This window comes from Neorhizobium tomejilense (assembly GCF_964254135.1).
In the GTDB taxonomy this organism is placed as follows: Bacteria; Pseudomonadota; Alphaproteobacteria; order Rhizobiales; family Rhizobiaceae; genus Neorhizobium; species Neorhizobium tomejilense.
The window spans coordinates 2,564,183-2,583,597 of sequence record NZ_CAXUSO020000001.1; the positions used below are offsets into that span (position 1 = coordinate 2,564,183).

The 19,415-nt window shown below is 62.2% G+C and carries 23 protein-coding genes; 14 read left to right on the plus strand and 9 right to left on the minus strand.

Features of this window, described 5'->3' with window-relative positions; all coding sequences use genetic code 11:
* Window positions 1-195 precede the first annotated feature (195 nt).
* The 5 genes from ACSQ3G_RS13065 to ACSQ3G_RS13085 all read left to right on the plus strand — a co-directional run bounded on the left by ACSQ3G_RS13065 (window position 196) and on the right by ACSQ3G_RS13085 (window position 5,241).
* Complete coding sequence (locus tag ACSQ3G_RS13065; RefSeq protein ID WP_436110340.1) at window positions 196-1,605, plus strand: circularly permuted type 2 ATP-grasp protein; 1,410 nt, start codon at window positions 196-198, stop codon at window positions 1,603-1,605.
* Window positions 1,606-1,617: 12 nt separating this feature from the next.
* The gene (locus ACSQ3G_RS13070) at window positions 1,618-2,559 is read left to right on the plus strand and encodes an alpha-E domain-containing protein (protein ID WP_105414876.1); all 942 of its coding nucleotides are present in this window, start codon (window positions 1,618-1,620) and stop codon (window positions 2,557-2,559) included.
* 27 nt (window positions 2,560-2,586) lie between these two features.
* The gene (locus ACSQ3G_RS13075) at window positions 2,587-3,417 is read left to right on the plus strand and encodes a transglutaminase family protein (protein WP_436110341.1); all 831 of its coding nucleotides are present in this window, start codon (window positions 2,587-2,589) and stop codon (window positions 3,415-3,417) included.
* A gap of 254 nt (window positions 3,418-3,671) precedes the next feature.
* On the plus strand, window positions 3,672-4,637 hold the full coding sequence (locus tag ACSQ3G_RS13080) for a hypothetical protein (RefSeq protein ID WP_436110342.1): 966 nt from the start codon (window positions 3,672-3,674) through the stop codon (window positions 4,635-4,637).
* 121 nt (window positions 4,638-4,758) lie between these two features.
* Window positions 4,759-5,241, plus strand: a complete 483-nt coding sequence (locus ACSQ3G_RS13085; protein WP_436110343.1) for a hypothetical protein — start codon at window positions 4,759-4,761, stop codon at window positions 5,239-5,241.
* On the opposite strand, the gene ACSQ3G_RS13090 is transcribed toward ACSQ3G_RS13085, so the two are convergent.
* Entirely contained in the window at window positions 5,238-5,462 is a 225-nt protein-coding gene (locus ACSQ3G_RS13090; RefSeq protein ID WP_105437857.1) for a hypothetical protein, read from the minus strand. The genes ACSQ3G_RS13085 and ACSQ3G_RS13090 overlap by 4 nt on opposite strands.
* Window positions 5,463-5,509: 47 nt before the next feature.
* Complete coding sequence (locus ACSQ3G_RS13095) at window positions 5,510-6,736, minus strand: ROK family transcriptional regulator (protein ID WP_436110344.1); 1,227 nt, start codon at window positions 6,734-6,736, stop codon at window positions 5,510-5,512.
* A 201-nt stretch (window positions 6,737-6,937) separates the two neighbouring features.
* On the opposite strand from ACSQ3G_RS13095, the gene xylF reads away from it, so the two are divergent.
* The 6 genes from xylF (at window position 6,938) to ACSQ3G_RS13125 (ending at window position 11,588) form a co-directional block, all read left to right on the plus strand.
* The gene (gene xylF, locus ACSQ3G_RS13100) at window positions 6,938-7,978 is read left to right on the plus strand and encodes a D-xylose ABC transporter substrate-binding protein (protein WP_105437858.1); all 1,041 of its coding nucleotides are present in this window, start codon (window positions 6,938-6,940) and stop codon (window positions 7,976-7,978) included.
* 195 nt (window positions 7,979-8,173) lie between these two features.
* Window positions 8,174-9,499: a sugar ABC transporter permease gene (locus tag ACSQ3G_RS13105; protein WP_436110345.1), complete on the plus strand. Its 1,326-nt coding sequence runs from the start codon at window positions 8,174-8,176 to the stop codon at window positions 9,497-9,499.
* A gap of 14 nt (window positions 9,500-9,513) precedes the next feature.
* On the plus strand, window positions 9,514-10,299 hold the full coding sequence (locus ACSQ3G_RS13110) for an ATP-binding cassette domain-containing protein (RefSeq protein ID WP_046635213.1): 786 nt from the start codon (window positions 9,514-9,516) through the stop codon (window positions 10,297-10,299).
* Between the two features lie 235 nt (window positions 10,300-10,534).
* Window positions 10,535-10,714 carry a hypothetical protein gene (locus tag ACSQ3G_RS13115; protein ID WP_436110346.1) on the plus strand — a complete coding sequence of 60 codons (180 nt, stop codon included), beginning with the start codon at window positions 10,535-10,537 and terminating at the stop codon, window positions 10,712-10,714.
* A 108-nt stretch (window positions 10,715-10,822) separates the two neighbouring features.
* Entirely contained in the window at window positions 10,823-11,212 is a 390-nt protein-coding gene (locus tag ACSQ3G_RS13120) for a group II truncated hemoglobin (RefSeq protein WP_436110347.1), read from the plus strand.
* Window positions 11,213-11,267: 55 nt separating this feature from the next.
* On the plus strand, window positions 11,268-11,588 hold the full coding sequence (locus ACSQ3G_RS13125) for a DUF423 domain-containing protein (protein ID WP_436111712.1): 321 nt from the start codon (window positions 11,268-11,270) through the stop codon (window positions 11,586-11,588).
* A gap of 209 nt (window positions 11,589-11,797) precedes the next feature.
* Here ACSQ3G_RS13125 and ACSQ3G_RS13130 read toward each other — a convergent pair whose 3' ends face one another.
* Both ACSQ3G_RS13130 and ACSQ3G_RS13135 read right to left on the minus strand, forming a co-directional pair.
* Window positions 11,798-12,019 carry a hypothetical protein gene (locus ACSQ3G_RS13130; RefSeq protein ID WP_436110348.1) on the minus strand — a complete coding sequence of 74 codons (222 nt, stop codon included), beginning with the start codon at window positions 12,017-12,019 and terminating at the stop codon, window positions 11,798-11,800.
* The gene (locus ACSQ3G_RS13135; protein ID WP_105438117.1) at window positions 12,000-12,404 is read right to left on the minus strand and encodes a DUF2325 domain-containing protein; all 405 of its coding nucleotides are present in this window, start codon (window positions 12,402-12,404) and stop codon (window positions 12,000-12,002) included. The genes ACSQ3G_RS13130 and ACSQ3G_RS13135 overlap by 20 nt, the downstream gene beginning before the upstream one ends.
* Before the next feature lie 224 nt (window positions 12,405-12,628).
* On the opposite strand from ACSQ3G_RS13135, the gene ACSQ3G_RS13140 reads away from it, so the two are divergent.
* Together ACSQ3G_RS13140 and preA are read left to right on the plus strand one after the other, a co-directional pair.
* A complete protein-coding gene (locus ACSQ3G_RS13140; RefSeq protein ID WP_436110349.1) occupies window positions 12,629-14,014 on the plus strand; it encodes an NAD(P)-dependent oxidoreductase in 1,386 nt (461 codons plus the stop codon).
* Window positions 14,015-14,026: 12 nt separating this feature from the next.
* On the plus strand, window positions 14,027-15,340 hold the full coding sequence (gene preA, locus ACSQ3G_RS13145) for an NAD-dependent dihydropyrimidine dehydrogenase subunit PreA (RefSeq protein ID WP_038588821.1): 1,314 nt from the start codon (window positions 14,027-14,029) through the stop codon (window positions 15,338-15,340).
* A gap of 19 nt (window positions 15,341-15,359) precedes the next feature.
* Here preA and ACSQ3G_RS13150 read toward each other — a convergent pair whose 3' ends face one another.
* The 4 genes from ACSQ3G_RS13150 to ACSQ3G_RS13165 all read right to left on the minus strand — a co-directional run bounded on the left by ACSQ3G_RS13150 (window position 15,360) and on the right by ACSQ3G_RS13165 (window position 17,641).
* The gene (locus tag ACSQ3G_RS13150) at window positions 15,360-15,842 is read right to left on the minus strand and encodes a hypothetical protein (RefSeq protein WP_436110350.1); all 483 of its coding nucleotides are present in this window, start codon (window positions 15,840-15,842) and stop codon (window positions 15,360-15,362) included.
* A gap of 138 nt (window positions 15,843-15,980) precedes the next feature.
* On the minus strand, window positions 15,981-16,205 hold the full coding sequence (locus ACSQ3G_RS13155) for a hypothetical protein (protein WP_436110351.1): 225 nt from the start codon (window positions 16,203-16,205) through the stop codon (window positions 15,981-15,983).
* Between the two features lie 86 nt (window positions 16,206-16,291).
* The gene (locus ACSQ3G_RS13160; RefSeq protein ID WP_436110352.1) at window positions 16,292-16,513 is read right to left on the minus strand and encodes a hypothetical protein; all 222 of its coding nucleotides are present in this window, start codon (window positions 16,511-16,513) and stop codon (window positions 16,292-16,294) included.
* 228 nt (window positions 16,514-16,741) lie between these two features.
* Window positions 16,742-17,641, minus strand: a complete 900-nt coding sequence (locus tag ACSQ3G_RS13165) for a LysR substrate-binding domain-containing protein (RefSeq protein WP_105400910.1) — start codon at window positions 17,639-17,641, stop codon at window positions 16,742-16,744.
* Between the two features lie 113 nt (window positions 17,642-17,754).
* Between ACSQ3G_RS13165 and ACSQ3G_RS13170 the strand changes: the two genes are divergently transcribed.
* Window positions 17,755-18,795 carry a YeiH family protein gene (locus ACSQ3G_RS13170; RefSeq protein ID WP_436110353.1) on the plus strand — a complete coding sequence of 347 codons (1,041 nt, stop codon included), beginning with the start codon at window positions 17,755-17,757 and terminating at the stop codon, window positions 18,793-18,795.
* Window positions 18,796-18,861: 66 nt separating this feature from the next.
* Here ACSQ3G_RS13170 and ACSQ3G_RS13175 read toward each other — a convergent pair whose 3' ends face one another.
* A complete protein-coding gene (locus ACSQ3G_RS13175; RefSeq protein WP_436110354.1) occupies window positions 18,862-19,059 on the minus strand; it encodes a DUF2735 domain-containing protein in 198 nt (65 codons plus the stop codon).
* Between the last annotated feature and the right edge of the window lie 356 nt (window positions 19,060-19,415).

The window sequence follows — 19,415 nt, forward strand, 5'->3', positions numbered from 1 at the left end:
TTTTCAAGGCAGGAGGCTTATTCACCTCCTCCTAAAATAGGATGCTTGCCGAGCGCTAGAATCAGCGCATTTACTGACGGGCGGGGCCTGGAGCCTGTATTTTTTGACGCGCAGAATTCTTTTCCGCGAATTGCGCACAGTTCTTGCATTGCCTGCACCGTTGTACTCTTATGGCCAAAAAAGGGGAATGCGCCTTTGGCATTTGATGAAATGTTGACTGCGGAAAACCTTCCGCGACCGCCATACAAGACCTACCACGAATGGTATGCCAGTCAGGACGCTGCGCACCTGATCCGCAAAACCCAAGACGCGGAAAACATATTCAGAAAGACAGGCATCACATTCGCGGTCTATGGACACGCAGACAGTTCCGAAAAGCTCATCCCCTTCGACATCATTCCCCGCATCATCTCGGCTCGTGAATGGCGCAAGCTTGCGCAGGGCATCGAGCAGCGGGTTCTGGCGCTCAACGCCTTCCTCGACGACATCTACCACAAGCAGGAGATCATCAAGGCCGGCCGCATTCCCCGCGCGCTGATCGAGAGGAACGTCACCTTCCTTCCCGAAATGATCGGCTTCAAGCCGCCCGGCGGCGTCTATACCCATATCGTCGGCACCGACATCGTGCGCACCGGCGAGGACCAGTTCTACGTGCTGGAAGACAATGCCCGCACGCCGTCCGGAGTTTCCTACATGCTGGAAAACCGGGAAACGATGATGCAGATGTTCCCTGAACTGTTTGCGCTGAACAAGGTGCAGCGGGTCGAGGACTATCCGCGGCTGCTGCGCCAGTCGCTCGCCTCGCTTGCCCCTCCCGGCTGCAAGGGCCGGCCACGCGTCGCGGTGCTGACGCCCGGCATCTTCAACTCTGCCTATTACGAACACTCGTTCCTCGCCGATCAGATGGGCATCGAGCTCGTCGAGGGCGGCGATCTGCGCGTCATCGACGGCCGCGTCAAGATGCGCACGACAAGGGGTTACGAGGCGATCGACGTACTCTACCGCCGCGTCGACGACGACTACCTCGATCCGATGACCTTTCGCGCGGATTCGGCGCTCGGCATTCCAGGCATCATGGACGTCTACCGGGCCGGCAACATCACCATCGCCAACGCGCCCGGCACCGGCATCTGCGACGACAAGGCGATCTATTCCTACATGCCGGAGATCGTCGAGTTCTACACGGGCCGCAAGGCGCTGCTCGAAAACGTGCCGACCTGGCGCTGTTCCGAACCCGACAGCCTCAAATACGTGCTGGAGCACATCGAGGAACTCGTCATCAAGGAAGTGCACGGTTCGGGCGGCTACGGCATGCTGGTAGGCCCGACGGCCAGCAAGAAGGAGCGCACCGACTTCGCCGAGAAGCTGGCGGCAAGGCCCGACAACTACATCGCCCAGCCGACGCTGGCGCTGTCCACCGTGCCGATCTTCGTCAACAAGGGGATTGCCCCCCGCCACGTCGACCTGCGCCCCTATGTGCTCGTTTCCGACAAGGTGAAGATCATCCCCGGCGGCTTGACCCGCGTGGCCCTGAAACAGGGTTCGCTGGTGGTCAATTCCAGCCAGGGCGGCGGCACCAAGGACACCTGGGTACTGGAAGATTGAGGTCGTAGATACATGCTCGGAAGAACTGCAAACGGCCTCTACTGGATGTTCCGCTACATCGAGCGGGCGGAGAATATCGCCCGCCTCGTCGATGCCGGCCTGCGCGTATCGCTGACCCGCGCCGGCTCCTCCGACGAGGACTGGCACGGCGTGCTCGAAAGCGCCGGCGTGCGCGAAGCCTATTCGGAAGTGCACGCCGAACTGACGGCGGCGGACGCCATCGACTACCTGCTGCGCGACACGTCGAACCCGTCGAGCGTCATGTCCTGCATCGAATTCGGGCGCAACAACGCCCGCATGGTGCGCACCGCGCTGACCCGCGAAACCTGGGAGGCGACCAACGAATGCTGGATCGACCTGAAGGCCCGGCTTTCCCGCAAGGTGAAGCAGACCGACCTGCCGGAACTGATCGACGTCATCAAGCACCGCTGCGGCCTGATCCGCGGCGCCTTCCACGGCTCGATGCTGAGAAACGACCTCTACAACTTCTCGCGCATCGGCACTTTCATCGAGCGCGCCGACAACACCAGCCGCATTCTCGACGTGAAATATTACGTGCTTCTGCCGGCGATCAGCCAGGTCGGATCGAAGCTCGACAACTACCAATGGGAATCGATTCTGCGCTCGGTCTCGGCCCACCGTTCCTACGGCTGGGTCTATGACGGCGAATATCAATCCGCTAACATCGCCGACTTCCTCATCCTGAAAGTCCAGATGCCGCGCTCGCTGGCTTACTGTTACGAGAAGATCACCAGCAATCTCGATTATCTGGCACAGACCTACGATGAACGGCTGAAGGCGCACGAGACGGCGGCGGCGATCCGCTCGACGCTGAAGCGTGGCTCCATTTCCGATATCATGGACCAGGGCCTGCACGAATTCCTGGAGGATTTCGTCAGCCGCAACAACCAGCTCAGCGCCGAAATCTCCGAAGGCTACCGCTTTTATCAGTAGGCCCAACAGGCACAGGATTTACCGCACATGCGGCTGAAGATCTCCCATACGACCGAATATCTCTACGACGAGCCGGTGCCCTATTCGCTGCAGCGGCTCAGGCTGACGCCGACCGACGGTCCCGGCCAGAAGGTCATCAACTGGTCGATCACCGTCGATGGCGCCAAGATCGAGGCGGGTTATGCCGACCAGTTCGGCAACCGCGTCGAGCTGGTCTCCACCGAGGGCACCGAACACATGATCCGCATCGTCGCCTCCGGCGAGGTGGAGACCCTCGACCGCGCCGGCGTGTTCGGCCCGCATCAGGGTTTCTGCCCGCTCTGGCTGTTCCTGCGCGAGACGGCGCTGACCAAGCCGGGCAAGCTCATCCGCGAACTCGCCAAACGCCTCGAGGGCGACAGCGAACTTGCCAAGATGCACGCGCTGATGGAAACGATCCACGAGACCGTTGCCTATGTGCCGGGCGCGACCGGCACCGAGACCACCGCCGAACAGGCGCTCGAGGCAAAGACCGGCGTCTGCCAGGACCATACCCATATCTTCATCGCTGCCGCCCGCCTGCTGGATATCCCGGCGCGCTACATTTCCGGCTACCTGCTGATGGAAGGCGAGACCGAACAGGCCGCTACCCATGCCTGGGCGGAAGTGCATCTGCCGGGCCTCGGCTGGGTCGGCTTCGACACGTCGAACAAGATCTGCCCGAACGACAGTTACGTGCGGGTCGCCTCCGGCCTCTGCTACCGCGACTGCGCCCCCGTCTCCGGCATGCGCCTCGGCCCGGCCGGCGAAAACCTCAAGGTTTCGCTGACGGTGGCGCAAACCCAAAGCCAGCAGGGCCAGACGCAATCCCAGGGGTGACGGACGCGCAACAACCGGGGACGCCATAGCAGGCGTTCTCGGCCGACCGTAAATCACCGGCCCACACCGTTGTGCCGCGCTATGGTTTGTTAACCACGCACGGCGTTCCCGATTTCACAAGCAGTTCGAGGGTTGAAGATTCCGGAGACGGCAATCTATGCTGCATTGCGGCATGGACTATTGCTGCCTACGATGCGCGGGGCTGCGGGTTACCGAAACGCATGGCAAATGCCATGCCTGAATGAGGATACCAGATGCTTGAGACGTCCACAACCAAGCCGCAGGATCTCGAATCGATCGCGCGTCATGGCGGAACTTTCCGGCGAATGGCCGCACGCCTGCCCACCTATTTCACCGACCTGCGGGAAAACCCGGCTTGGCTTCCGATGTTTCTTCTGGCCCGGACAATTCCGTTCAGGCGGGCGCATTGGCTGACCGCCAAGCCCGTCTCGAAGTCCGCGCCGAGGCAAACATCGATGTTCGGCGATATCGAAGCCGGTATGGTCGCCGACGAACTCAGACGAAACGGGATATTCACCGGCCTCGTCCTGCCCGATGCGATTCGGCAGGAGATCGCCCGTTTTGCATCCGAAACCCCTTGTTTCGGCAATTTCGAGCGGAAACTCGAATTCCATGCCGGCGAACACGCGGAAGCCGAGCGCCGATTCGGGCGGGCGATCTTGAGCGGTCACCATTTCGAAAGGATCGCCGATTGCGAGGCGGCGGTCGCGGTGCAGCAGGATCCTCTCCTTCTGGATATCGCAAGGCACTATCTCGGTGGCGAAGCCAAGCTGATCACCACCCGGACGTGGTGGAGCTTTCCCACGCAATCCGCTTCGGAGGCCGATCTCAGCCGTGCCTCTTTCAAGTTTCATTTCGATCTCGACGACTGGCGGATGCTGAAGTTCTTCTTCTACCTGTCGAATGTCGATGAGGACGCGGGACCGCATGTTTATATGCGCGGCAGCCACAAGAAGCGGCGGCTCAAGCACCAGTTGACCCTGCTCGTGGGTCATCCGGCAGAAGAAGTGCTCGAATTCTACGGAGAGGAAAGCGCCCTCACCCTGACTGGCAAGGCGGGCTACGGGTTCGTCGAAGATCCCTTCGGCTTCCATATGGGGACGGTCGCCAAACATCACCCCAGGCTGATGATGGAAGTCGGCTTCGGCGTCTCGAAACCCTCAAAGCGCAGATATCACGGCGAACCCGTCGTACGCTGAAAATGAACCTGACGGCTCGATGATCCCTCCCAAGGGCTCATCCGGTCAGTCGCCGATATGCCCGCACAAGCTAGACGCCACCTTCGCATGTTCTGGTCCCGCCCCATAAAAGAGGTGGCGCATGCTGTTTGGGCAATCGGTCTTCCAGTCGGTCCTGACGCGACTGAGGCATGAGCATAGCGAAGACGAGGCCGAAGAGGCTGGTTCGGGTTTCCGTATCAAGGGGCTCGGCATGGGTTTCGTCGCGCCGCAGGACGACGGCCCGGTGGTGACCGCCACCGGGACTGAGGCCTATTTCGCTTTCCTTCCCGACGTTACCGAGATCGCAATCGAATCGGTGCTGGCGCAAGAGGCGCCGCAAGAGCCACCGCCGGCACCGGTCATCCCCGCCCACCTGTTGCGGCTGACGACCGAGGAGGTCGCCGCGGAGCTTGACATCACGGCTGCCGACACGGAGGCGACGCTCGGCGAAAAGCGCCGGCATTTCGCCAAGGCCAACCATCCCGACGGGGTCGCACCGGAATTCCGGGACAACGCCAATACCCGCATGAAGACCGCCAATCTGCTGATCGACACCGCGATCAAAGGCCTGTTCTGGCGTTAGCTCAAATCCTGGTCCTGCGGCTCGTCGGCAGGTTTCTCCGCCGGCGGCTTTTTCCTTTCGATGAACAGCTTGTAGGCGGCATAGGCACCCATGGCGCCGACGATGATCGCCCAGAAGGGTTCTCCGGCAATCAATTCGAATATCGCCCAGGCGGCGCAGACCGCCGGGATCAGCACCCGGCGCCAGAGCGGCTCGTAGAAGGGATGGTTCGGATCGATCATAGTCTTAACTCCCGGCCAGTCGTTCGCCACCAGTCACTCGCCATGGGTCATTCCCCGGCGGCCTGCATGCTCTGGCGTGAACCGATGATATCCTGGTCGACGATCGAAAATGCAAGGTTGAGATGTCCCTCGAACACCAGGGAAGGCTCGTCCGGCACAACGGTCAGGCCCGGCATGCCGCCGAGCCGCACGACATGCGTCTGCGCCAGCCCCTCCTCTATGCCCGCCTGCAGCAGGTCCTGGTAGCGGGTGCCGGGGCCGGTGATGAAGACCGGCATATGGCCATGCAGGCTGAGCAACCGAGAGAGGCCATAGCCCAACGCGGCGCCCGCATTGCGGAACGCGAGCTGCGCCATGCGGTTGCCCTGCCGGGCGCGGGTGGCGATCTTGTCGATTTCGGCGACAGGCACGAATTTCGCCGGGATCGTATCCACCGGCACCTCGAAGGCGGCGCGCAGGATGGCGTAGAAACCGGCATAGGCCTCGACGCAGCCGCGCGCGCCGCAGCGACAAAGCCCGCCGTTCGGCATATGCAGCATGTGCCCGAAATTGGGCGCGGAGATTTCAGGAACCCCGCCGGCGACCCGACGCGCGATCCCGAGCCCGATGCTGTGGCCGAGCGAAAGCGCCGCGAGAACAGGCTCACCGCCGCCCTGCGTCTTCACTTGGCGTTCGAGCAGCGCGCCCGCCACCAGCAGCGTCTCGTTGTTGAGGATGACCTTGGCGTGCCAGCCGTCTTTCAAGGCCGCGGCAAAATCCACCGGCTGGGAACCGAAGACCGGCGACCAGACGAGCACCGGTTCGCTCGGATGCGCCAGCCCCTTGCTGCTGACCGATACGAGCAGCACGCTGCCGCCGTCTATGCGGGAGCGTTCGACCGCCCGCTCCAGGCCCGCCGACACGGCTGCCAGGAAGGCTGCCGTGCCGCCCTCGCCGCGGGGTTCGCTGAACCGGTCGAGCAGCGTGCCGGCATAATCGACCAGCGAATACTGGATCAGGTCCGACGAGATGATGACGGTGATGAGATAACCGCAATTGCGGCGCTGGCTGAACAGCACACGGGGCCGTCCCCGGCCGACGGTCGCCTGCTGCTCGCTCTTTTCGATGATGCGGGCGCGCTCCAGATCGGCGGTGATCGAGGAGATCGTGGCCGACGCCAGCCCGGTTGCATCTGAGATTTCCGTATGCGCGAGCCGGCCGTGGCGACGCAGCGCAGACAGCACGAGCGCGCTGTTCTGCTGCCGGACCAGTTCCGTGCTCGATTTCGCCAGCATTTCCGCCTGCAGCCTCCCTCACTCCAACTGTCGATACGGCAGTGCCTTCCCCTTCACAAGTGCCGATTGACAGCCCTCGGAATCTCTGACATCTAATTTCTCGACTGTCGAGAAAAAAGCTGAATGCTTTCTCCGGCAGATTATCTGGCGGAGGGAGAGCACGGAGGCTAGCGCCCATCCGCCGTCACTCGGGAGGACATTATGAGATCATTCGTAAAGCTGATGGCCGGCGCGGCCATCCTTGTTTCCATGCATTCCGCCACAATGGCGGCCAATCTCGTCGTCGGCGTTTCCTGGTCGAACTTCCAGGAAGAGCGTTGGAAGACCGACGAAGCCGCCATCAAGAAGGCACTTGCAGCTGCCGGTGCCAAGTATATTTCCGCTGATGCCCAGTCGTCCGCCGCAAAGCAGCTCACCGACGTCGAGTCGCTGATCTCCCAGGGCGCCAACGCCCTGATCGTTCTGGCGCAGGATTCGAGCGCCATCGGCCCGGCCGTCGAAAAGGCAGCAGCCGAAGGCATCCCGGTCGTCGGTTACGACCGCCTGATCGAGAACCCGGCCGCGTTCTACATCACCTTCGACAACAAGGAAGTCGGCCGCCTGCAGGCGCAGGGCGTCTTCAAGGCAAAGCCTGAAGGCAACTACGTCTTCATCAAGGGCTCTTCTTCCGATCCGAACGCGGACTTCCTGTTCGCCGGCCAGATGGAAGTGCTGAAGGCTGCCGTCGACGGTGGCAAGATCAAGAATGTCGGCGAAGCCTATACCGACGGCTGGAAGCCCGAAAACGCCCAGAAGAACATGGAACAGTTCCTGACCAAGAACAACAACAAGGTCGACGCGGTCGTCGCATCCAACGACGGCACTGCCGGCGGTGCGATCGCAGCCCTCGACGCTCAGGGGTTGGCAGGTTCGGTTCCGGTCTCCGGCCAGGACGCCGACAAGGCAGCCCTGAACCGCGTGGCGCTCGGCACCCAGACGGTTTCCGTCTGGAAGGACAGCCGAGAACTCGGCAAGAACGCCGCTGAAATCGCTCTGGCGCTTGCCGGTGGCAAGAAGCTGACCGAGATCAAGGGCGTCCAGACCTTCGAAGGCGGCCCGAAGAAGGTTAAGATGCAGTCGGTCTTCCTGAAGCCGCAGGCAATCACCAAGGACAACCTGAACGTCGTCATCGAGGCGGGCTGGATCAGCAAGGCTGAAGCCTGCCAGGGCGTCAAGGCCGGCGCAGTGGCTGCCTGCAAGTAACGCATGGCTTTGCGCAGACGATAAACTCACCGACGCCGCAGCACTTCTGCCGCGGCGTCGGTTTTCGGCGTAAGATGGCGCGGCCGCACAAAAGGTACCCCCGGCGGGCTACCCGGCGGCTGAACGTCGCGCAGGCGTGATCCGGCTCGACATCTTCGAGCCGCAGCGCCTCGCTAAAGTGGGGAACGGCGAATCATGGCCGAGACAATACAGTCCACAACGAATTCCAAGACATCGGGAGCGGCAGGACAGGCGGAAGGCAATATCGTTGCCCGCTTCTTCCGCGCGACCGAGATCGACACGCGCATGCTCGGCATGATCGGCGCGCTGCTGATCATCTGGGTGGGGTTCCACATCCTGACGGGCGGCCTCTTCCTGACACCGCGCAACCTCTGGAACCTCTCGGTGCAGACCGCCTCGGTCGCCGTCATGGCGACCGGCATGGTGCTGGTCATCGTCACCCGCAACATTGACCTTTCGGTGGGCTCGATCCTCGGTTTCACCGGCATGATCATGGGCGTGCTGCAGGCCCGGCTCCTGCCGGAACTGTTCGGCTTCAACCACCCGGCCATCTGGATCATCACGCTGGCCGGCGGCATCGCCATCGGAGCGTTGATCGGTACGCTGCAGGGCTCCATCATCGCCTTTCTCGGCGTGCCCTCGTTCATCGTGACGCTCGGCGGCCTGCTCATCTGGCGCGGCGCCACCTGGTTCGTGACGAGCGGCCAGACCGTTGCGCCGATGGACGTCAACTTCCGTCTGATGGGCGGCGGCACCGAAGGCTCGATCGGCGCCACCTGGAGCTGGATCGTCGGCATCCTAGCCTGTCTCGCCATCATCGCGGCGATCATCAACGCCCGCCGACAGCGCAAGCGATTCTCCTTCCCGCGCCGGCCTGTCTGGGCGGAATACGTGCTGGTCGCGCTCGGCTGCATCGTCGTGCTTGGCGCGGTTTATATCGCTAACAACTATTATTGGCCGATCGCCATTGCCCGCCGTTATGCCGAGGCAAACAACATCGCCTGGCCGGAAGGCGGGCTGCTGATCTCGCAGGGGATTGCCATCCCGGTACTGATCGCAATCGCGGTCGGCATCGTCATGACCTTCATCGCCACCCGCCTGCGCTTCGGCCGCTATGTCTTCGCGATCGGCGGTAACCCGGAAGCGGCCGAACTCGCCGGCATCAAGACCCGCTGGGTGACGGTCAAGATCTTCGCGCTGATGGGCATGCTCTGCGCCATCGCCGCCGCGATCTCCACCGCCCGCCTCAACGCCGCAACCAATGCGCAAGGGGAGCTCGACGAACTCTATACGATCGCCGCAGCCGTGATCGGCGGCACGTCGCTTGCCGGCGGCATGGGGTCGATCGCCGGCGCCATGCTCGGCGCGCTCGTCATGCAGTCGCTTCAGTCCGGCATGGTGCTGCTCGGCATCGACTCGCCGTTCCAGCGCATCGTCGTCGGCATGGTGCTCGTCACCGCCGTCTGGCTCGACACCGTCTATCGCTCTCGCGCCAAATAACAGGAGTTTTCATCGTGACGGAACAAACCACTCCGCTCGTGGAAATGAAGAACATTTCCATCTCCTTCGGCGGGATTCACGCAGTCGAGAATGCCTCGGTCGATCTTTTTCCCGGCGAGGTCGTGGCGCTGCTCGGCCATAACGGTGCCGGAAAATCGACGCTGATCAAGATCCTGTCGGGCGCCTACAAGCGCGACAACGGCGACATCATGATCAACGGCGAGACCGCCGACATCCGCAACCCGCGCGACGCCAAGAAATACGGCATCGAGACGATCTACCAGACGCTTGCCGTTGCCGACAATGTCGATGCCGCCGCCAACCTCTATCTCGGCCGCGAACTGCAGACAAAATGGGGCACGCTCGACGACGTAGCCATGGAGGCCAGCGCCCGCGAGGTGATGGGGCGCCTGAACCCCAACTTCAAGCGCTTCAAGGAACCGGTGAAGGCGCTGTCCGGCGGCCAGCGGCAGTCGGTGGCGATCGCCCGCGCGATCCTGTTCGACGCCCGCATCCTGATCATGGACGAGCCGACCGCAGCGCTCGGCCCCCAGGAAACGGCGCAGGTGGGCGACCTCATCAAGCAGCTGAAGCGGGAAGGCATCGGCATCTTCCTGATCAGCCACGACATCCACGATGTCTTCGACCTCGCCGACCGGGTCTTCGTGATGAAGAACGGCAAGGTGGTCGGCCATGCCCGCACCGAGGACGTCACCAAGGACGAGGTGCTCGGCATGATCATCCTCGGCAAGGTGCCACCCGGCGCAACGCCCGGCCCCGGCGCCATGAAGGTGGTGTGACTGCCAGACAGAATTGCGCCGACCCTTTGAAGCCCGCCGCTGATCAAGGGTAGCGCAGAGGCGGAACCGGGCACTCTCCCGGTTCCGCCTTATCGCTTGAAAGCGGATCGCGCCGTGCTGCGACATCGGCTGGCCATTGCCGGCTGCGGCATCTTCCGGAGATCGCCCGGATCTCGGAACTCCTCTCCTCCCTCGACGTTGGCTTTTCAGAAACCGAAATCTCGGAGGACCGGACATGGCTGAAGATCGGACTGCACGGGAAACCGTCGAACACACGGAAAAGCGGATGAAAACGGCCCAGCAACCGCCGGCAGGGCCGCATGCCAAGGAGCATCTGATCGACAGGGACAAGACGCCCGGTGCCGGTTCGCTGCCCGAGCCCAATGCGAAAGAGGTGGATGCGGGATCGGATTGACCGACGCATCATCCTCCGGCTCTTATCTGCGACGCCGTAGCGCTTGCCCGTGCGCGTCCGGATCGCTAACACCGCTTGAGACGATCAGAGCGAGCGAGCCAAACGGGCATGGCGGACGAAACCATCACACTTTACGAAGCGATCGGCGGGGATGCGACGGTCCGGGCGCTGGTCAAGCGATTCTACGAGCTGATGGACACGCTGCCGGAAGCGGCCCATTGCCGCGCCGTTCACCCCCCGAGCCTCGAAGGCAGCGAGGCGAAACTCTACGATTATCTGACCGGCTATCTCGGCGGGCCTCCGGTCTATGTGGAAAAACACGGCCACCCGCGGCTGCGCTCGCGCCATTTCGGCGCGGCGATCGGACCTCTCGAACGCGATGAATGGATGCTCTGCCTCCGCCGCGCCATGGACGAGACGATCGAAAATCCGAAACTGCGCGAGATCATCTGGCCGCCCATCGAGCGGCTGGCTTTCCACATGCAGAACAAGGAATAGGCCGTTGCAAAGACTCGACAATGTCAGGCCGTTGATTCTGTTTGTGAGCGGCCTGATGGGCGCGGCCGGCGTCGCTTTGGCGGCGGCGGCAAGCCACGGCGGCGATACGGTTTTCCTCGGTTCCGCTTCGACCATGTGCCTGGCGCATGCGCCGGTCCTGCTAGCGCTCTATCTCGGCCACCGGCATTTTCGCACGGCAACGCCTGGCGCACTGGTGCTTGGTCTCGGCACGGTCATCTTCGCGGGTGATCTCGTCTCCCGGTACTATCTCGGCGATCGGCTGTTTCCGATGGCCGCGCCGGTGGGCGGAACAGGGATGATGCTGGGCTGGCTGATCGTGGCGGCCGGGGCGTTTTTCAGGGTAAGGGAAGTTTAAGGCGTGTCGGTCTCTTCTCCACAGAGGCAGGAAAAGAAGTGGAGCGCCACCGCGCACTCCCTCTTCTCCCCAGCGGGGAGAAGTGCCGAGCGTATGCGAGGCGATGAGGGGGCCACGCGTTCGGCGTACCATATAGCTGCGCACCCCCTCATCCGACCCTTCGGGCCACCTTCTCCCCGCTGGGGAGAAGAGGGAGTTCCTGATTGGTCCTACCGCTTAAACGCCAGGACCTTTGCGCTTTCGACTTCGGCAACATCCACCGAGCGCGTCCGTTCAGCCTTCGGCAGCACCACCACATTGGTCATGTCCGCAGCCGCTTCGGTCCGCCTTGTCAGCAGCGCGTAAAGTTCCGGAACCAGCCCGTCGCCGTTCTGTTCGGCGAGCTTGTGGAGGCCGATGAAAAGGCTGGTGTCACGACGTTCTTCGTTCATCATTGCGTTCCTTCATGGTCTGAAGCGCCCGCTCCAGACTGGATTTGGAGCCGTTGCGAAGCGGCACGAAGGCGACACCGAACTTCTTGCAGCCGGTCTTCACCCTCAGACACGCATCGTGGCTGATACAGTCGATGGGGCAGAAGACGCAGTCGACCGAGGGCAGCACGGTATCGATGCGGGAAACCGCCTCGCGCAAACCGCCGTCGTGGTGGATCAGTTCCGCGCCGAAATTGCTGGCGATCTCCCTCAGGTGCGCCACCTGACAGTCACGGCCGCCGACATAGAGAAAGCTGCGGACGTCGGTGACAGCCGGCCCCCGCGTTTCGGCGCCTTTCGGTGCCGCGCCGGAATTGCTGTTCTTGTGCTTCTGCTTCTTGGCCATATGCCCCTCGCCGCCGATTCTGCTGAACCGCAGTTCCTCGATAGCCGGCACCATATTAAAGTTGATTTTCAGAGTAAAGATTAAAGTGGACTCTTTCTATCATGATATATCGGGCACCCTGAGATGGCCCGCCATTTCCAAAAATTTACCGTTTGATAAATTTTTATGCTGTGGTACCTTTTGCCCAATAGTTGTCCATGAATCCATAAAAGAGGGAACTTAGGATGGAACGACTGGGAAACGGTCCGAAGGCCGGAATCGAGGCTGGACGCCTCGTCGCTGCCGACTATGAGACGAATTTCGCCGATCTCCACCCGCGTCTCGACAGGCACGAGGCGCTGGTCGAATCCGATCGCTGTTATTTCTGCTACGACGCGCCGTGCATGACGGCCTGTCCCACCTCCATCGATATCCCGCTGTTCATTCGGCAGATATCGACGGGTAATCCGATCGGTTCGGCAAAAACCATCTTCGACCAGAATATTCTGGGCGGCATGTGCGCCCGCGTCTGTCCCACCGAGACGCTCTGCGAACAGGCCTGCGTGCGCAACACGGCCGAGGACAAGCCGGTCGAGATCGGCAAACTGCAGCGTTATTCCACCGACATCGCCATGGAACAGGGCCGGCAGTTCTATAGTCGCAAGGCTTCGACCGGGAAGACGGTCGCCGTGGTCGGCGCCGGTCCCGCCGGCCTTGCCGCCGCACACCGGCTCGCCATGCACGGCCATTCGGTGGTGATCCTCGAAGCCCGCGAAAAGGCCGGCGGCCTCAACGAATACGGCATCGCCACCTACAAGGCCGTCGACGATTTCGCCGCCCGCGAAGTGGATTACGTCACCGCGATCGGCGGCATCGAGATCAAAAACGCCCAGGCGCTCGGCCGGGATTTTTCGCTTTCCGACCTGACGGCGCAATATGACGCCGTTTTCCTCGGTATGGGCCTTGCCGGCGTCAATGGCCTCGGCATCGAGGGCGAGGCGCTCACGGGCGTCGAGGATGCGGTCGATTTCATCGCCGCCCTTCGCCAGGCAAAGGACAAGAGCGTGCTGCCGATCGGCCGGCGCGTCGTCGTCCTCGGCGGCGGCATGACCGCCATCGACGCCGCCATCCAGTCAAAGCTGCTCGGCGCCGAAGAGGTGACGATCTGCTATCGCCGCGGCAAGGACAACATGAACGCCTCGCCCTACGAGCAGGATCTGGCGACCGCCAACGGCGTCATCATCCGCCATTGGCTGGCGCCGAAATCGATCATCGGCAAGGACGGCCCCAATGGCGCTCATGTCGCCGGCATCGAGGTGGAATATACCGCGATGCGTGATGGCAAGCTGATCGGCACCGGTGAGACCGGCGTCATCGCCGCCGACCAGATCTTCAAGGCGATCGGCCAGACCTTCTCCGCCTCGGGCCTCGGCGCTCTGCAGTTCGAGAAGGGCAAGATCGTCGTCGATCCCGAGGGCCGCACCTCGCTCGAGGGCGTCTGGGCCGGCGGCGACTGCATCGGGTCAGGCGAGGACCTGACCGTCTCCGCCGTCGCGCAGGGGCGTGACGCCGCGGAAAGCATCGCAAAAGCCCTGGCTGCCGCAGCGCAGCCGGCAACCGCAGTGGCTTGAGGGAGAACTAATATGGCTGATATCCGCAACAATTTCGTCGGCATCAAATCCCCCAACCCGTTCTGGCTGGCGTCGGCGCCGCCGACCGACAAGGCCTACAATGTCGAGCGCGCCTTCAAGGCAGGTTGGGGCGGCGTGGTGTGGAAGACGCTCGGCGAGGAAGGTCCGCCGGTCGTCAACGTCAACGGCCCGCGCTATGGTGCCATCTGGGGCGCCGATCGCCGCCTGCTCGGCCTGAACAATATCGAACTGATCACCGACCGCGACCTCTACACCAACCTTCGTGAAATGAAGGAAGTGAAGAAGAACTGGCCGGACCGGGCGATTGTCGCCTCGATCATGGTTCCTTGCGAGGAACAGGCCTGGAAGGCGATCCTGCCGCTGGTGGAAGAGACTGAAGTGGACGGCATCGAGCTCAATTTCGGCTGTCCGCACGGCATGTCCGAGCGCGGCATGGGCTCCGCGGTCGGCCAGGTGCCGGAATATATCGAAATGGTAGTGCGCTGGTGCAAGCAGTATACCCGCATGCCAGTCATCACCAAGTTGACGCCCAATATCAGCGATATCCGCCACCCTGCCCGCGCCGCCAAGCGCGGCGGCACGGACGCGGTGTCGCTGATCAACACGATCTCGTCGATCATCTCCGTCGATCTCGACACCTTCTCGCCCAACCCGTCGGTCGGCGGCAAGGGCAGCCATGGCGGTTATTGCGGCCCGGCGGTCAAGCCGATCGCGCTCAACATGGTCGCCGAAATCGCCCGCGATCCGGAGACCTACGGCCTGCCGATCTCCGGCATCGGCGGCATTACCACCTGGCGGGACGCGGCGGAGTTTCTGGCGCTCGGGGCCGGCAATGTGCAGGTCTGCACCGCGGCGATGACCTACGGCTTCAAGATCGTCGAGGAAATGATCACCGGCCTTTCCGACTGGATGGACGAGAAGGGCCACCAGTCGCTTGACGACATCATCTGTCGCGCGGTCCCCAACGTCACCGACTGGCAGTATCTCAACCTCAACTACATCGCCAAGGCGCATATCGACCAGGACGCCTGCATCAAGTGCGGCCGCTGCCACATCGCCTGCGAGGACACCTCCCACCAGGCGATCACCAGCATGGTCGACGGCGTGCGCCATTTCGAGGTGATGGAAGAGGAATGCGTCGGCTGCAATCTTTGCGTCAACGTCTGTCCCGTCGAGAACTGCATCACCATGGAAGCCCTACCCGCCGGCGAACTCGACAAGCGCACCGGCAAGGTTGTCGACCCAACTTACGCCAACTGGACGCAGCATCCCAACAACCCGATGGCAAGGCAGGCCGCAGAGTAAACCATATCCTATGCCCCGGTCAGCTCGGCCGGGGCATTTTCGTTCTGGCGCTCCTGATCAGTGATGCCATCCGGTCACGGGCGAGCGCGGCCCTGTCGAGCTTGAGGTGTTCGCTGAATTCCACGGAGCCGTGTTCAGGCGTCTTCAGGAGACAGCGGTAGTGCATGCCGCCCTCCCCGTCGCTTTCCGCCTCGACCGTTGGCGACGGCAGGCGGTCGGGATCGATACGCTCCTCGTCATGGGTCCAGAGCCAACGGCGGGTGATGATCCAGCTGCCATCGCTTTCCTGCCGGACCGAGACGATCGGCCGGGAAAGGGATCCGGACGCGAGCCAACCGCCCAGTCCCCAGAAGAAGGTGAGGATGAGCGCCCTGAACGGCTCCTGCGCTACGCCGCTGTTGCGGAAAAACACCCAGGTCATCAATCCGAGAATGGCGAACCAGGCGACGATGAAAAGCCAGCCATATAGCGGCCGCAGGTTCCTAAAAAGCAGTCTCTCCATGGCTTTTGCCTCCCAAGACTTCTTTCGATGCGGTGATTATATCACGACCCGGGGCATATGCGAATTGCCTGGAGACCGGGTGCGAACGCAAAGAGGCCCGACGGTTGCCGGGCCTTCTTCGTCTGTGTGTAATGCAGGTTAGCTCGGACGGTTTGCGCCTTCAAAATAGTCGCCACGGCCGATCGGAGCCAGGATCTGGTTGGCGTTCTGCTGGTCCTTGGCGATGCTGCCGGTCTGGACTTGGTCGATGGTAGCGGAAGCCTTGGAGGCGCCTTCGTAGTAGTCGCCTTCAGCAAGAGCGACGGAAGCGAACGAGGCCGAAGCGATGAAGGCTGCGGCGATAGCGGAAGTGATCTTGGTCATGGTGGTAGTCCCTTCAGAGTTACCCGCGGCTTTCAGTTTGCGACCTGGCCTGCGGAGATTGTTTCGGTATCTTGAATGAGCTGCAGTTAGTTCGGGCGGTTGGCGCCGTCGAAATAGTCGCCGGTATTGACGTCGGCCTGGAGCGTCTCGTTTTGGCCGATGCTGCCGGTGCTGATGCGGTCAACGGTGGCCGAAGCGGCAGGAGCGTTCTGGACGCCCTGGTAATAGTCGCCTTCAGCGAGGGCGACGGAAGCGAACGAAGCCGAAGCGATCAGGGCTGCGGCGATGGCGGAGGAAATTCTGGTCATTGTCTTCTTCCTTGATGTGGTGGAGCCGAGTTTCCTCGAAGCCCCTCTCTGTGTGTTTGATCTTGTCTTTCGAAGCTCGTTGCCGCGCTTCTGATGCTCAAGATGGTGCAAGACGGCCGCCGGGAATAGACAGCAAGTTGCAGACGTATTGTTCGCAAATACTGAACGACTTAAATTTTATCGTTCACACAAGGCGCGCACTTACGTGGGGGGGATATGGTCGGGAGATCAGCGGGAGCTGTCTTCAGCCGGCTCGTTCAATAGGTCGAGCATGGCGCGCAGCGCCCGGGTGACGTGCCGCTCGCCATGGAAGATTGCCGAGAACTGGCGGAGCGGCATCGGGAAATCGGCAATGTGAAGCCGGCCGGAGAAGGAGTGGGACGATGCTGCCCGGCTTGAAAGCACCGTCGCGCTCAGCCCCGCCTCCACCGCCGCCATCGCCGCTTCGTTCGACGGCATTTCAAGGACAACGGACAATGATTGCGGCTCGATGCCGAGATTGAAGAGCTGCGCCTCGAAGGCCGAGCGTGTGCCGGATCCCTGTTCGCGCATGATCCAGTTGGTTTCGAGAAGATCGCTGGAGCGGATCTTGCGGCCGTCCGCCCAGGGGTGGCGGCTGCCCACGACCAGCACCAGCCGGTCCTCCGCCACCTTGCGTCGTTTGAGTCCCGCCAGAAACACCTCGCCTTCGACGACCGCGAGTTCCGCCGCCCCGGTCAGCACCGCTTCGGCCGCGCTCTGGGTATTGCCGACGGTGAGCCGCAGGTCGACGCGCGGAAACCGCTCGTGATAACTGACGAGGCGAGCCGGCAGCCAGTAGCTCGCCACCGTCTGGCTGGCATGGATCCGCAGGATGCCCGAGGCCGACCCGCCGAGATCGGCAAGCACGTGCTCGGCCGTCTGCGCCCGTTCCAAAACGGCGCGCGCCTCCGGCACGAACAGTTTTCCCGCTTCGGTGAGCTCGATCCGCCGCCCGACCCGGTTGAACAGGATCACGGCATGCCGCGCCTCCAGCGCCGAGATCGCCGCACTCACCGCCGACTGGGTGAGGTTCAGCGCCTCCGCCGCACGGGTCACATGTTCGCGCGCGGCGACTTCCAGAAAAATTCGAAGCTGATCGAGGGTCATCGTCCGAAACCATTCGCTTTTATCGAACGATATCAGAAAACTTATCAATTGGATTTGTGTTTCTGCAAAAGCGAGAATGATTTTCGACGAATAGAGACTGTCGTGGAAAAATCATGAAGCCGATCCAGCCGACTGCGGAACAGCGCGCCCACCTCTCCTCGCCCTATTGGCCGGCTTTCGCCCAGCTTCTTCCCGGACTTCTGCTCACCGCCGCGATTGCTACGGTCGCCCTCACCGTCCGCAACCTGACCGGATGGATGGCGCTGAGCCCGCTCATCCTATCGATCGTTTTCGGCATGCTGATCCGCAATCTGGCCCCTGTCCCGGGGGCCGTCGAGCCCGGCATCGGCTTTTCGCTAAAGCGGATCCTGCGCTTCGGCATCGTGCTGCTCGGCCTGCAGGTGACGGCCGGCCAGATCCTTTCGCTCGGCGGCGCCGGTCTGGCGATGGTGGCCCTGACGCTGGTGACCACCTTCGTTGCGATCCGCTTGGTCGGCCGGGCCATGGGAGTCGACAGGTCGCTGACCGACCTGATCGCCGCCGGCACCTCGGTCTGCGGCGCCTCGGCGGTCATCGCCGCCAATACCGTGGTGCGCGGCAAGCAGGAGCACGTCGCCTACGCGGTCGCCTGCGTGACGCTGTTCGGGTCGCTGTCGATGCTTGCCTATCCGTTGCTCGCCGCCCCGCTCGGGCTCGACGCACGCGGTTATGGACTGTGGAGCGGCTCCACCATCCATGAAGTTGCACAGGTGGTGGCCGCCGCCTTCCAGGGCGGCGATGTCGCCGGACAGTTCGGCACCATCTCCAAGCTTGCCCGCGTCGTCATGCTGGCACCGCTGATCATGACGCTCGCCCTCGCCATGCGCTCCGGCGCGGAAGGCCCATCGAAGGCCTCGGCGCCGATGCCGTGGTTCGTACTCGGGTTTATCGGGATGATGCTGGTCAACAGCGCAGTCGCCATTCCGGCGGGCGTGAGCCAGACGCTCGTGACCACGACCAGCTTCCTCCTGTCCATGGCGCTTGCGGCCATGGGGCTGCAGACCGATATCCGTAAGCTGAAGGCGGAAGGCTGGCGGCCGCTCGCGCTCGGCGCGTTCGGCTGGCTGTTCATCGCGGTTTTCGGTTACGCGATGCTGAAGCTGTTCGCGTTCTGAGGAAAATCAGATCGAAGGAATGAGGGGCCGCGTCATCTAATGGCGCGGCCTTTTCGTCATCTATGGTCAGCAGGGTTTCGGCTGGTCGTTCTTCGGGTCGGAATCCCGTAACGCCTCGTCGTGGTACCAGCAATTGGTATCGACAACGCTCAAGGCAACGTCATGGATTCCGGTCGGCACGGTCCGGCCATCCTCCAGCCGCCGTCTTGGGCGGACCGGAAACTGGTAGATCGTTGCTGACTCACGATGGATGTGAATTGCCATCCTATCGTCTCCTAACTTCAAAAGTGCATCCAAACACGCACAGAGCACAAATCTGCACATTTTTTGTGCTTATTGCATGATTTTATATCATTTTTCCGACTCGCGCTAGGCGCTAATTTAGCGGCAGCGAAGTTCAGGGGATCTATTTTGCCCACCGTTCACTCCATCGGAGAAACGTGTGCCAACCGACCCCGGTTCCGAGCAATCTGGATAGAACCTTTAAAACTCGGAGATTTCATGAGACCGTGCTGATCTACCGGACCTGTAGTCCCTCTCGGCGCTCCGCCTGCGGCCCATCGTTCACACTTTTTTAATCCAAAACCGTCGGTCCGGTGCAAACTGGCACGGGAAATGCG